Origin of the sequence: Streptomyces sp. NPDC051364 (assembly GCF_040682115.1) — a bacterium.
In the GTDB taxonomy this organism is placed as follows: domain Bacteria; phylum Actinomycetota; class Actinomycetes; order Streptomycetales; family Streptomycetaceae; genus Streptomyces.
On the sequence record NZ_JBFBAH010000051.1, the window covers coordinates 1 to 12,152 of the forward strand.

A 12,152-nucleotide genomic window follows, 5' to 3' on the forward strand; every position below is an offset into this window, starting at 1 on the left:
GGTGGGGTTCACCGACGCGGGGTGGAGCAGCTCGGTAGCTCGCTGGGCTCATAACCCAGAGGTCGCAGGTTCAAATCCTGTCCCCGCTACTACACCGGAAGGGCCCGAATCCTCATATGGATCCGGGCCCTTCTGCCGTACTCGGGGAGCTCGGGCCCAGGTGTCACGAGATCGTCGCACCTAGCCTCTGCGCTGCCGATACACCCGCATCAGCCCCGGAAAGCCCGCCCCCGGCCCACACGGCATGCGTGCCAGGTCTGCCTCGGGCAGCAGGCCCAGCTCTGTGCCGGATCCGGGATACCGCTGGGCTGTGACCGCCGGAACCTGTCCAGCCCTCTTCCTATTGCCGGCATCTCCGCCTCGTCTACGCCAGGTCCCAGCGCAGCCTCGTCCCGACCCAGGTCGCCGCCTACGTGCAGTGGTACGAGCCGTCCGACGGCAGCCACTGCGCCGGATCCTTGTCCACCTTGCTCCCATTTGAGGCTTGGGCCGCGACAATGCCATCAAAGGCTGCCGGTCCGATCGATAGGTCTTTAGCTAATGTGCTAAATATTGAACATGACAGAAGCTCAGGACGAGGCAGGGGTGTTCCGCGCACTCGCTGATCCGACGAGGCGCCAGATCCTTGAGGACCTCAGAGGCGGTGAGCTCGCGGCAGGCGAGATCGCGAGCAGATTCGCGATCAGTGCGCCGTCCATTTCACGGCACCTCGGCGTGCTCAAGGGAGCGGGGCTGGTCACCGAGCGCCGGGACGGCAACCGGATCCTCTACACGCTGGCCGAGGATCGCTTGGCGACCTGCATCGGCCGGTTTCTCAGCGCCGTCTGCCCCGAGCAGATCGTCCTGCGCCATACCAAATGGCGCCCCGGGGCGCAGAGCGAGGGATCATGAGGCAACTACGTTTGACCAGCGTCGTTGAACGACGGCTTCTGGTGAACTACCGGGTCGCCCCGGACGCCGCGGCACGCCTGCTTCCTGATCCGCTGCGGCCGCAACTGGTGCACGGCCACGCGGTCGCGGGCATCTGCCTACTGCGGCTGGGAAGTGTCCGGCCGGTCTGGGCCCCCAGAGCGTTCGGGTTGCGGAGCGAGAACGCGGCGCATCGGATCGCCGTCGAATGGGACGGACCGGACGGCATCGAGACCGGCGTTTACATCCCGCGTCGCGACACCGCCTCACGGCTCAACGTCTGGGCCGGAGGCCGCGTCTTCCCCGGCGAACACGGCCGCGCCGGTTTCGAGGTGCACGAGACACCCGGACAGGTGCGTGTCGCCTTCGCGACGTGGGACGGCGACACCCGGGTGGACGTCACCGTCGAGCCGTCCGACGAGCTGCGGGGCAGCGAGCTCTTCGCCGATCTCGCCGAGGCCTCCCGTTTCTTTCAAGACGGGGCAAAGGGCTACTCGGCCACCAGGTCCGGCCGCCACCTGGACGGCATGGAACTGCACACCGACGCCTGGCACGTGGAAGCCGGCCGGGTCCGCTCCGCCGCGTCGACCTTCTTCGACGACCCAGACCGCTTCCCGCCAGGGAGCGCAACCCTGGACTGTGCCCTGGTCATGCGCAACGTTCCCGCCAGTTGGCGCCCGCTCCCGACCATGGCCGCCAACCGAGGCGCTCAACTCGCCGAGTGAAGCGCCGAGTCACAGCTACTGAGGTTTTCAGGGTGGGGTCGGTGGTGTCAGAGCCAGGCCGGTGGCGGTGGCGGTGAGGCAGGAGACTCATCCCCCACGGCCTTCGCGCTGGATGTGAGTGTTTCCTTGGTCGGCACATGATCCAGACGAAGGCCGCTGACGAAGGCCGCTTCCGCGTACGGCGGTTACCGAACCGAGTGATCGAGTTCGACGCACCGTTCGACGTCAGAGGTCAAAGATCAAGCTGGTCGGCTTCTTCGGCGAGCGCCTTGAGGCCGCGCAGGGTGGCTTCCATGTTGGCGCGGAGCTCTGCAAGCCGGAAGGCCAGGATCTCCTCCTCCCGCTCCGGCGTGCGATCGATCGCCAGGCTTACCCCGGAACGCCCCGGCCCGATACGGGCGATCTGCCGCAGCCGGGTGCCAGCCCCCTCCGGATCGAGCTCGAAGCGCCACGTGGCCAGGGGCAGCGCCGGGTCCGGGACAGGGTCACCGTACCGGCCGTCCGGGTCCACGACCGCCCAGCCGAACACCCGCTGGTCCTCCAGCAGGACGACGTGCGAGACGGTCCGCCACTCACCGATCATTCGATGACGGTTGTACCCAGCGAAGCGCGCGCCCACCGCCGGCCCCTCCGCACCATCCAGCCATTCCGCGCGCTGCAGTTCAGGGCTCAGGCGCGCCGGCAGACCGATGTCGGTCACAAGGCCCCACACCTGAGACGGAGCCGCCTCGACGTAGACGTCACAGCACACACTCGGCCCCTCGGCATACCGCACGGGCGTCCCTCCCTCGTGGTCCGGACCAGACGATCCGGCACTCGATGACTGGCGTTGATCTTAGAGCCGCGGAGGAACGGCGCCCACGGCGGCCGTCGGTTGCAGCCGGCAGGCTGTGGCTCGACTCGCATCCTCGACCGGCTCGCTACGCGCCGAGCCCAGCCAGGCCGAGCGGGCGCCGAGCACGGCAGAGGAGCGGGAGGCGCTCGCCGCGCGTCGGCGGCTTCTGCCCGAGCCGCCCGCGTGGCTGATCGGTTTGTTCGTCGCCAGAAACCGACGTGACGTCTTCGATGACGACATGCTGAAGCGGTGCGGGGAGATGACCCAAGCGGATCCGGGGCGCTGCTGGTGTGCACTCAGGCTTCGACGTAGGCCACGATCGTGATGGTCCGCAGGGCAGTTACGTAGTAGATGACGCGTACCCCGTCGATCTCGTCCGCGTAGTCGCGCAGCAGGGTGCCGGGCACCTCGGTGCCGAGCTCGGGGTTGACGCTGACGGCGACGATCGCGCGGTCCAGACGGTGCGTCTCGTTCGCGGTGAGCTTGGCGAGCTGGGTGAGCGCGGGCTCCACCATGACGACGCGCGAGCGGCGCGCGGAGTGGTCAGGCAACGCGGGACTGCTCGTCCGCGAGACGGTCGAGGTGGCCTTCGCGAGCGGTCTCCCACAGCCTGAGGGTCTCCGGGGACGGGTAGCCGTTCGCGGCGATGTCCTCGAGCACCGAGGCGCTGACATTGACCTTCGCGCGTTGGTCGGCTGCGCACGCGAGGACGGCCGCGGCTCCGCGCCCGTCGAGGGGCTGGCGTTCGGGCGCGGGCGCGATGGCCGGCTGCTGGCTCATCCGAGGCTCCTGGGCAGTCATCTGGCGTGTGTCACCACGGTATCGCCGGGACGGGCCGCCGGAGCTCGGTACGGACGAATCGTGGCCCCGGCGGCCCCCGCCGACCGCTCACACAGCAGCCGCAGCCGGCCCAGCTCGCGAGGTATGGTGCCAGGCGTCGCGGGCCCGGCAAGAGCCGAACGAGGCCTCAGCCACCGCCCTGGAAGCCCCACAGCACATCCGGTCGTGCGCGTGCTGCAGGCGCAGACGCCTGCCCGGCAGGCAGCCGGTCAGCTTCCGCATGCACACCCTGCGGCGGCCTTCGCCTCCGCCGGGCTCTGCGCGGGATCGAGGGCCTGCTCCTGGGGAGTGCAGCAGGCGATGGTGCCGCAGCAGGCGTCCGGGGAGGCATCGGCCTTCTCCAGGGTGTCGGCGTCGGCCTTGACCACGTACACCTCCCACGGCTCCTTGCCCGGGCCGTGCACCCACACCTTGTCCTGCAGGGCGTAGCAGCAGGAGGTGTCGTTCTCCTCGAACGTGGCCAGGCCCGCCTCCTTCAGCCGGGTCGTGGCGGCGTTGACGTCCTCGGTGCCGGCGACCTCGACACCGAGGTGGTCCAGGCGGGTCTCCTCGCCGCTCTCGCCCTCGATGAGGACCAGCTTCAGCGGGGGCTCGGTGACGGCGAAGTTGGCGTAGCCCTCGCGCCGCTTGGCGGGCTCGGTGCCGAAGAGCTTGGAGTAGAAGGCGATCGAGCCTTCCAGGTCGGCGACGCGCAGGGCGAGCTGGACTCGTGACATTGCGGGCTCCCATCCGAGACGATGCTGTATCGACAGCTGTCGATACAGTCAAGGTTGCCACCTGGATAGGCAGACGTCAACATAGAGGGATGTCGAAACAAGCTGATCTGCCGGTGCTCGGCCAGGACGAGGCATGCTGCGCCCCGATGGTCCGTGAGCCGCTGGGCGAAGTGGACGCGGCCGAGCTGTCGCGGATGTTCAAAGCGCTGTCGGACCCGATCCGGCTGCGACTGCTGTCCCTGATCGCCTCCCACGAGGGCGGAGAGGCGTGCGTGTGCGACCTGATCGGCCCGTTCGACGTCTCCCAGCCGACCATCTCCCACCACCTGAAAGTGCTGCGCGAGGCCGGGCTGGTCGGCTCCGAACGGCGGGGTACCTGGGTGTACTACTGGGTGCTCCCCGAGGCCCTGGCCAAGCTGTCCGCCCTCCTTGAGACACCGGTCGTACCCGCGAAGGCCTCCGCGTGAGCGCCTCAGCCCCTCTCGCGCGGCGGGCCGCGGTCGAAGCCGTCGGCGCAGCGGTGCTGGTGGCCGTGGTGGTCGGCTCCGGGATCCAGGCGAGTGAGCTGACCCGCGACATCGGTGTGCAGCTGCTGGCCAACTCTCTGGCGACCGTATTCGGCCTGGGAGTGATCATCGCCCTGCTCGGCCCCATTTCCGGGGCGCACTTCAACCCCGTCGTGACACTCGCCGCCTGGTTCGCCGGCCGCCGTACGGCCGACGGTCCCAGCCCACGGGAGGTGGCGGCCTACGTGCCCGCCCAGATCGCCGGGGCCATCGCCGGAGAGAAGTCTCACCCCAGCCGATCCCCGGTGGCAGCCCGGTCGCCGCGACGGGTCTGGGACGGAACGCAGCCTTCAGGGTCATGCACACCACAGCCAACCGCCGCCGCTTGACGGGTCAACTGCATCGGATGTCTTGTCCGCGGCCTGATCGGCGGCCGACGCAACGTTGGTCAAGGGGAACGTGCTGGGCAGCGAACCTTTTCAAGGGAAAACGTGTGTCCGGCCGAACTTGGTCAAGGGTCAGCCGGGCCGGTGCGCACCTCACCAGGGCTTTCCATCTACTCCACCACTCAGGACCGGCGGCGTCGGCGAGGGCACACACGGCCACCGCGCTCTTGGCATGCCGCGCCACACGATGTGCTGTGTGCCGCGGACCATCTCCGACCCGAACTGCCATGTCGCCCGGCCGTTTCCGTCCCAGGAGCTCGAAGAAGCCGGGCCTACGGCGCGTAGCCGCCTCGTGGGTCGGCACGACGAAGGCGACGGGGCGAGGTTGACGCTGCCGCGCCGTGAAGTCGCTGACGAGCCAGCGGCTTTGGCGCCTCCGACCAGCGGGAATGGCTGGATCAAGTGTCGCTCGCCATTGCCGGGTTCGCCTTGCCCGGATTCGCGCGGTTCACGGCTGGCGAGTCCTCGCCATGGCGAGGACTTGCCGTCGCCAGGCCTTCACGGCGGTGTTACCGGGCCGATAGACCCATGGCATGTTCTCCCCCTCTCAGGCTTTCGCCTCCCGGCGCAGGCGGTGGCAGCTGATCTCGGCCGCCACCGTGGTGCCGCTGCTGGCGTCCGGGCTCGCAGTTCTGCAGACGCCCGCTCAAGCCGCTCCGAGCAAGCCCACCCTTCCCGCCCAGCCTTCGGCGACCCACAAGGTCACTCTGGTCACCGGCGATGTCGTCACGGTCACCACGATGGCCGACGGCCGGCAGACGGCCGACGTCAAGCGGCCGGAGAGCGCCGTCGGCGGCGTGAAGGTCCAACAGGTCAAGGGTGACCTGTTCGTCATCCCGGACGAGGCGGTGCCGCTGCTGGGCACCGACAAGCTGGACCGGCGGCTGTTCAACGTCACCGACCTGATCGAGATGGGCTACGACGACGCGAAGTCGCCCGCGGTGCCGCTGATCGCGACGTACGCCCAGTCGAAGTCCCGCTCGGCCGGCGAGCCGACGGCCCCCCGCGGCAGCAAGCTGACCCTCGACCTCAAGGGCATCCGCGGTGCCGCTCTCAGCACCGAGAAGCGGCAGGCCCGCACCTTCTGGACCGACGTCGCCCCGCGGGGCAGCACGACGTTGGGCGCGGGTGTGGCGAAGCTGTGGCTCGACGGTCGCGTGAAGGCCAACCTGAAGGAGAGCGTGCCGCTGATCGGCGCGCCCGAGGCCTGGGCGGCCGGGTACACCGGCAAGGGCGTCAAGGTCGCGGTGCTCGACACCGGCATCGACGTCAACCACCCCGACTTCGCCGGCCTGATCGACGGCACGGCGAGCTTCGTCCCGGGTGAGGCCGTCACCGACGTCAACGGGCACGGCACACACGTGGCCAGTACGATCGTCGGCTCGGGCGCCGCCTCCGGCGGTGCCAACAAGGGCGTCGCCCCCGGCGCCGACCTGGTCGTCGGCAAGGTGCTCGGCGGCCCGGAGGGCTCCGGCCAGGACTCCTGGGTCATGGCCGGCATGCAGTGGGCCGCCGAGTCCGGTGCGGACGTCGTCAACATGAGCCTCGGCGACTCCTACCCGACGGACGGCAGCGACCCGATGTCGCAGGCGGTCGACGCCCTGTCCGCGCAGTACGGCACGCTGTTCGTCATCGCCGCCGGCAACGCGGGCCCGGAGAGCATCTCCGCCCCGGGTGCGGCCGCCTCGGCGCTGACCGTGGCCGCCACGGACAAGCAGGACCAGCTCGCGTCCTTCTCCAGCACCGGCCCGCTGGCCTACTCCGGCGCCATGAAGCCGGACATCGCGGCGCCCGGCGTGGACATCACAGCAGCCCGCTCGCAGGAGATGAGCGGCGGCGAGGGCCTCTACCGCACCCTCAGCGGCACCTCCATGGCCACCCCGCACGTGGTCGGCGCGGCGGCGATCCTGGCCCAGCAGCACCCGGACTGGACCGGCGCCCGGCTCAAGGAACACCTGATGAGCACCGCGAACGGGCTGGGCGACCGGTACTCGCCGTACGAGGTCGGCACCGGCCGTCTCGACGTGGCCGCCGCGGTGCGCACCACGGTCCGCAGCACCGGGTCGCTCTTCTTCGGCAACTACACGTGGCCGCACGAGCCGAGCGACGCCGCCGTCACCAAGGACCTGACCTTCACCAACTCCGGTTCATCCGACGTCAGGCTGAACCTGGCGCTGGCCGACGACGGCGGCCCGTTCAGACTGGGAGCCACTACGGTGACCGTCCCGGCGGGCGGCACCGCCGCCGTCCCGGTGACCGGTGACCCGCGAACCGCCCCGTCCGGCCGGGACGTCGGCTACGTGATAGGCACCGATGCGACCACCGGGAAGCCGGTGACCCGCACTTCCGTGGCGCTGCTCAAGGAAGAGGAGCGCTACGACCTGAACATCAAGCTGGTCGGCCGGGACGGCAAGCCCGCCGCCGGCTGGGCCACGATCAACCTGGCCGGTGACCTCTGGCCGTGGTCGGTGTACGTCGACGGCCAGACCACCCTGCGCATGGCGCCCGGTACGTACACCGTCGCGGCGTACCTCGACGTGGCCGGCGAGGACGCGGACCGCTCCGGCCTGGCCGTGATGGTCGACCCGGAGACCCTGCTCAAGGACCGCTCCGCGGACGTGGTGCTGGACGCCCGCAAGGCGCGCCTGCTGCAGACCGAGGCTCCGCAGCGCACCGAGGACCGCCAGCGCAAGGTCGACTTCAACGTCCACTACAAGGGCCTCGACCCGTTCACGGACTTCCGCAGCGGGTACGTGGTGCCGCCGACGTACGACGACGTCTACGTCTCACCGACGGAGCCGATGACGCAGGGCGAGTTCATGCTGATCACCCGCTGGCGCAAGGGCGAGCCCCCGCTCACTCTGAGCGCGCTGGGCGGCCGGCTCGGCTTCGAGGCGCTGGTGCAGGCGGGAAGCGCGCTGAGCACCGCCACGGACAAGCTGGACGCGGTCTACGCGGGCAACGGCGCGGCGGCCGCATACGAGAAGGTCAGCGCCAAGGGCAAGGCCGTCGTCGTCGAGCGCAGCGACGAGGTCTCGTCACAGGCGCGCGCCGAGGCTGCGGTGGCGGCCGGTGCGAAGGCGCTGATCGTGGTCAACGACGGTGTCGGTGCCCTGATGGAGTACGTCGGCGAGTCGACCATCCCGGTCGCCACCGTGCACCGCGACGCGGGCAAGACCCTCATCGCGATGGCCAAGGCCGGCACCTTCAAGCTGACCGTGAAGCAGACCGAGTACACGCCGTTCGTCTACGACCTGACCCGGGACTACCCGGGCCAGGTGCCGGACCGCGCCCTGGTCTACAAGCCGGCCCATGGTGATCTCGCCCGGATCGATGCCCGCTACTACTCGGCCACGGGGGGCGGGGCGGCGGAAGGCTACCGCTCCGACTTCACCCTGAACCCGTCGTTCAACCTCCCCGAGCGCGAATGGCACCCGGGTACCCGCACCGAATGGGTGACCCCAGGCCAGGTCTGGAGGGAGTTCCACGCGCAGGGCGTCCAAGGCGCCATGCCGTGGGTGATGGTGTCGGGCGACAACACGTACGCCAAGGGCAGGACCACCCGGCTGGACTGGTTCGCTCCGGCGATCCGCCCCGGCCAGGGCGAGTCCTTCGGCGTGTACAACTCCCGCTGGCAGAACCAGATGACGTGGAACGTGCAGGCATGGGCCTCCTCCAGCGACACCATGCGGCTGGGCGGCTACCTGCCGTGGGGTGAAACGCCGACCCGCCTGCAGGTCTTCCAGGGCAAGACGCTGATCCACGACAATCCACACAGCACGGACATGCAGTGGATCGAGGTGCCGAAGGGCAACCTGCCCTACCGCGCCGTCCTCGACGCGGAGCGGCCCGGTGACGTCTTCCGGCTCTCGACGCGCACCCACACCGAGTGGACGTTCATGTCCGACACCGTCGACTCCGCATTCTTCGAGCGGTTCTCGGTGCTGAACCTGGACTACAAGCTGGAGTCGGACCTGCACGGCGACGTCAAGGCCAATGCGACCCAGCAGATCGCGCTCAAGCCGGTGTCGATGGACGGCGGCCCCCTGCCGGGCACCGTCAAGACGGTGAAGCTGGACGTCTCGTACGACGACGGCGCCACCTGGCAGAAGGTGACCCTGGCCAAGGGCGCCGACGGCTACTGGAAGGGTTCGTTCAGGACGGCCAAGAAGCCCGGCGGCTTCATCTCGGTCCGCGCGGGCGCCGAGACGAACAGCGGCTACAGCGTCAAGAACGAGATCATCCGGGCGTACGGCCTGCGATGAACCACGCAGTCAAGCCCCGGGGAGGCGACTCCCCGGGGCCCTTCCCGTCACCGCTGCTCCCGGCAGGGACTACTCATGGTCTGCCTCCGTGGCGCATACTCACCCCGCTGTGGCAAGCGGAACGGAGTCGGTCGTCGATGCTGGATGTGCTGGGCCTCGAACCCGATGACGAGCGCGTCTACCGGACGCTCCTCGGGCTGCCGAACTCCACCGCGAAGCTGCTGTCGGACCGGCTCCTCGTACCGCGAGCCGACGTGGACAAGGCCCTGTCCCGCCTGGTCGGGTGGGGACTGGTGATCAGGTCGGCGGACGAGCAGTTCACCGCCGCGCCGCCGGCCATGGCGCTCGGCTCTCTCATCAGCCAGCGCCGAGACGGGCTGCGCATGGCCGAGCAGGCCCTGGTGACCTTCGCCGAGGAGCACCGGGCAGCGATGACCGGGAGCAGCATCAACGATCTGATCGAGGTCGTCACGGGCGTCGACGCCATCGGTCATCGCTTCCTGCAGGTACAGCACGCAGCCCGCACCCAGGTCCGCACCTTCATCACCGCACCGTTCGTCGCCGTGCCCCCCGAGGAGAACACGGCCGAACCCGTGGCCCTCAGCCGCGGCGTGCAATTCCGCGCGATTCTGGACCGGGCCGCGCTGGCAGAGCCGGGCATCGTGACCGATGCGATCCGTTCCCTGCACAACGGCGTACAACTGCGCGTCGCCGACCAGCTGCCGATGAAACTCGTACTGGCCGACGCCGACCTCGGCCTGGTGCCGCTCGCGGTCACACCGGACGGAGAGCCCGGCGCCGTGCTGCTGCACCGTAGCGGTCTGCTGGACGCGTTGGATGCGCTGTTCGAGACGATATGGCGCACCGCCCACCCCCTCGAGCTGTCGGGCACCGGCGGAGCAGCCGAGGCCGCCGTCGAACTCGGGCCCGAAGGCCCGACCGACCTCGACCGGAGGATCCTCGCGCTCCTCCTGGCCGGCCTGACCGACCAGGCGGTCGCGACACAGCTCGGTGTTTCACCGCGCACGCTGCAGCGACGCCTGCGCCACCTCATGGACATAGCCAGGGTCCGGACCCGCATGCAGCTCGGCGGTCACGCCGTCCGACACGGCTGGGCAGAGCCACAGTGAAGGTCCTGCGCCGGGTCGGTCCCGAGCGTCCGGCCGAGCACGGCCTGCCGGTGGGCACCCGTCCCTGACTGCTGTCGGTCCGGAAACCCTCTCCGGAAGTCCGGCGACGTCCGAAGAGGCTGTCGTCCTCGAGCACTTGTGCAGTGGTGCCGGGTTTGCGGGTCAGCAGCCACCGCAGTTGTAGAAGGTCACGTCCCAGTGGCTGCCCTCGTCGGCGTATACGTTTCCGGCGCCGGAGCGGCCGGCCGCCGTCCGGGAGTGGCACGCGCCACGTCGCACCAGCGGATCCCGCCGCCGGGTGTTGCTCCATCACGGGCCGTCGGCAGCCCGCTTCGTGGGCTCGTGGCGACTACGATGCGTGGGTTCGACAGGGCAGGAAAGCGGGGGTGCGTGGCATGAGCGGTTACGGCGGGGGCGGGTACGGGGGTCCGGCGGGCGGTGCGGGCAGTCGGTCGCCGGCGGGGTGGGGCGGCCAGGGCTCCCCGGTCCCGCCGCAGGGGCCTCCGTACGCCCCGCCGCCGGGGTATCCGTATCCGCAGCCGGTCCCGCCGCAGGGGTATCCGTATGCGCAGCCGGTCCCGCCACCGGGGTACCCGTACGCGTGGGGCCATCCGCCGGTTCCGCCGCCGCGCGTCGAACCGTCGCGGGGCCGGAAGATCCTGCGCGGCCTCTACAACCCGTTGTACGCCGCCCAGTCGGCCTTCCGTCCTTCGCGTCCGGGGATCGTGAACGATCCGGAGGTCCGCAAGCTCCAGCTGTGGCGGACCGCGCTGGGGCTGGTGGCCTGGGTGGGCCTGATGGTCGCCTATAAGGCGGTCGTCAGCGCCGACGACGTCAAGGCCGTGGCGGACGATCGCCTCGACCAGAGCTGGTCCAGCGTTCTGGTGCTGGTCTGCACCATCCCCGTGGTGGTCGGCGCGTTCGTGGCGGCCGCGCGGGGCGGGTTGCGGCGCGTCTACCTGCGACGGGCCCTGCGCTCGCTCGGCGCGGTGGTGGCCATCATGGCGTCCATGGGCACCTCGGCACTCGCGATGGCGCCGGAGTTGGCGGGGCTCCGGGATGCTGTCGGGCTGCCGGGAAAGATCGTCATCGGGGTGCTGTGCCTGTGGTCGATCGGTTTCGCTCTCTACGGCATCGGCCTGTCGCTCGTGCACGTCTTCCGTACTGCCGACATCCACGAGGTGGTGCCGCCGGTCCTCGCCGGCATCCTGGTGTGGGAGATGGCGCTCCTGGACGTGGCCACGGGCGCCTACCCGCAGGTCCCGGCGGGTGCCCGGGCGGTCTTCATCCTCGGCGCCCCCGTCACCGTCACGGCCCTGTCCTGGTGGGAGATGCACCGACTGCACCGCCACCACGGGCTGACGGTCCGTAACGCGCTGGGGCGCTGACGGCCTGACCGTGCCGTGTATCCGCCGGGGGTGGCGGGTTACCCGCAGTCGCCGAGGACACGCCCAGGACCTGGCCGAGGCCGGTCGAGGAACGGCTCGGCCGTGCCGGTACCGGCGTTGTTGACCAGTAGGTCGATCCGGCCGAGGTCCCCGGCGAGGGGTCGATGACGTCTGACGCCCCGGGCAGTTCGGTGAGGTCGAGCGGGGCGGCAGTGGCCCGGGGCCGACCCCGGTATCGGCTCCGGTGACCACTGCCGCGGTGGGCCGGCGCGCCGCAGCGGCGGGGGAACCGGTCAGGGGAATGCCCTTCTGCTCTGACGGCGGGGGTCCCGGTAGGTCCTGCCCCGGTTGGCGCGCGGACGCAGGACCGGCCCGCCACGGCGGGGGCGCGT

10 protein-coding genes, 1 tRNA gene and 2 pseudogenes are annotated in these 12,152 nt (G+C 70.1%); 8 read left to right on the forward strand and 5 right to left on the reverse strand.

The window, feature by feature from the left end:
• The first annotated feature begins 15 nt into the window (after positions 1-15).
• The 3 genes from AB0M76_RS41305 to AB0M76_RS41315 all read left to right on the forward strand — a co-directional run bounded on the left by AB0M76_RS41305 (position 16) and on the right by AB0M76_RS41315 (position 1,634).
• A tRNA-Met gene (locus tag AB0M76_RS41305) sits at positions 16-89 on the forward strand.
• 469 nt (positions 90-558) lie between these two features.
• A complete protein-coding gene (locus tag AB0M76_RS41310) occupies positions 559-891 on the forward strand; it encodes a metalloregulator ArsR/SmtB family transcription factor (protein WP_365957941.1) in 333 nt (110 codons plus the stop codon).
• Positions 888-1,634 carry a DUF2071 domain-containing protein gene (locus tag AB0M76_RS41315; RefSeq protein WP_365957919.1) on the forward strand — a complete coding sequence of 249 codons (747 nt, stop codon included), beginning with the start codon at positions 888-890 and terminating at the stop codon, positions 1,632-1,634. Before AB0M76_RS41310 ends, AB0M76_RS41315 begins: the two co-directional genes overlap by 4 nt.
• Before the next feature lie 232 nt (positions 1,635-1,866).
• Here the strand turns inward: AB0M76_RS41315 and AB0M76_RS41320 are convergent, their stop codons facing one another.
• The 4 genes from AB0M76_RS41320 to AB0M76_RS41335 all read right to left on the reverse strand — a co-directional run bounded on the left by AB0M76_RS41320 (position 1,867) and on the right by AB0M76_RS41335 (position 4,025).
• Positions 1,867-2,409 carry an SRPBCC family protein gene (locus AB0M76_RS41320; RefSeq protein ID WP_365957920.1) on the reverse strand — a complete coding sequence of 181 codons (543 nt, stop codon included), beginning with the start codon at positions 2,407-2,409 and terminating at the stop codon, positions 1,867-1,869.
• A 356-nt stretch (positions 2,410-2,765) separates the two neighbouring features.
• The gene (locus tag AB0M76_RS41325) at positions 2,766-3,020 is read right to left on the reverse strand and encodes a hypothetical protein (protein ID WP_365957921.1); all 255 of its coding nucleotides are present in this window, start codon (positions 3,018-3,020) and stop codon (positions 2,766-2,768) included.
• Positions 3,013-3,249 carry a hypothetical protein gene (locus AB0M76_RS41330; protein ID WP_365957922.1) on the reverse strand — a complete coding sequence of 79 codons (237 nt, stop codon included), beginning with the start codon at positions 3,247-3,249 and terminating at the stop codon, positions 3,013-3,015. Before AB0M76_RS41330 ends, AB0M76_RS41325 begins: the two co-directional genes overlap by 8 nt.
• A gap of 269 nt (positions 3,250-3,518) precedes the next feature.
• Positions 3,519-4,025, reverse strand: coding sequence for an ArsI/CadI family heavy metal resistance metalloenzyme (locus AB0M76_RS41335; protein WP_365957923.1), 507 nt, complete (start codon positions 4,023-4,025; stop codon positions 3,519-3,521).
• Between the two features lie 89 nt (positions 4,026-4,114).
• Between AB0M76_RS41335 and AB0M76_RS41340 the strand changes: the two genes are divergently transcribed.
• The 5 genes and pseudogenes from AB0M76_RS41340 (at position 4,115) to AB0M76_RS41360 (ending at position 11,760) form a co-directional block, all read left to right on the forward strand.
• The gene (locus AB0M76_RS41340; protein ID WP_365957924.1) at positions 4,115-4,492 is read left to right on the forward strand and encodes a metalloregulator ArsR/SmtB family transcription factor; all 378 of its coding nucleotides are present in this window, start codon (positions 4,115-4,117) and stop codon (positions 4,490-4,492) included.
• Positions 4,489-4,809: pseudogene (locus tag AB0M76_RS41345) on the forward strand (aquaporin); the annotation flags it as partial. The gene AB0M76_RS41340 and the pseudogene AB0M76_RS41345, both read left to right, overlap by 4 nt.
• A gap of 701 nt (positions 4,810-5,510) precedes the next feature.
• The gene (locus tag AB0M76_RS41350) at positions 5,511-9,242 is read left to right on the forward strand and encodes a S8 family serine peptidase (RefSeq protein WP_365957926.1); all 3,732 of its coding nucleotides are present in this window, start codon (positions 5,511-5,513) and stop codon (positions 9,240-9,242) included.
• Positions 9,243-9,379: 137 nt separating this feature from the next.
• Positions 9,380-10,372, forward strand: a complete 993-nt coding sequence (locus AB0M76_RS41355; protein ID WP_365957927.1) for a helix-turn-helix domain-containing protein — start codon at positions 9,380-9,382, stop codon at positions 10,370-10,372.
• A gap of 395 nt (positions 10,373-10,767) precedes the next feature.
• Positions 10,768-11,760 (forward strand): hypothetical protein, encoded by a 993-nt coding sequence (locus tag AB0M76_RS41360; protein ID WP_365957928.1) that lies wholly within the window; start codon positions 10,768-10,770, stop codon positions 11,758-11,760.
• A gap of 83 nt (positions 11,761-11,843) precedes the next feature.
• Here AB0M76_RS41360 and AB0M76_RS41365 read toward each other — a convergent pair.
• A pseudogene (locus AB0M76_RS41365) lies at positions 11,844-11,989 on the reverse strand (SDR family oxidoreductase); the annotation flags it as partial.
• Positions 11,990-12,152: the final 163 nt, after the last annotated feature.

What these genes read in the sequence shown, in the direction of transcription:
- AB0M76_RS41310 (WP_365957941.1), top strand. Translation starts at nt 559, where the DNA reads ATGACAGAAGCTCAGGACGAGGCAGGGGTGTTCCGCGCACTCGCTGAT.
- AB0M76_RS41315 (WP_365957919.1), top strand. Translation starts at nt 888, where the DNA reads ATGAGGCAACTACGTTTGACCAGCGTCGTTGAACGACGGCTTCTGGTG.
- AB0M76_RS41330 (WP_365957922.1), bottom strand. Translation starts at nt 3,249, where the DNA reads ATGAGCCAGCAGCCGGCCATCGCGCCCGCGCCCGAACGCCAGCCCCTC.
- AB0M76_RS41335 (WP_365957923.1), bottom strand. Translation starts at nt 4,025, where the DNA reads ATGTCACGAGTCCAGCTCGCCCTGCGCGTCGCCGACCTGGAAGGCTCG.
- AB0M76_RS41340 (WP_365957924.1), top strand. Translation starts at nt 4,115, where the DNA reads ATGTCGAAACAAGCTGATCTGCCGGTGCTCGGCCAGGACGAGGCATGC.
- AB0M76_RS41350 (WP_365957926.1), top strand. Translation starts at nt 5,511, where the DNA reads ATGTTCTCCCCCTCTCAGGCTTTCGCCTCCCGGCGCAGGCGGTGGCAG.
- AB0M76_RS41355 (WP_365957927.1), top strand. Translation starts at nt 9,380, where the DNA reads ATGCTGGATGTGCTGGGCCTCGAACCCGATGACGAGCGCGTCTACCGG.
- AB0M76_RS41360 (WP_365957928.1), top strand. Translation starts at nt 10,768, where the DNA reads ATGAGCGGTTACGGCGGGGGCGGGTACGGGGGTCCGGCGGGCGGTGCG.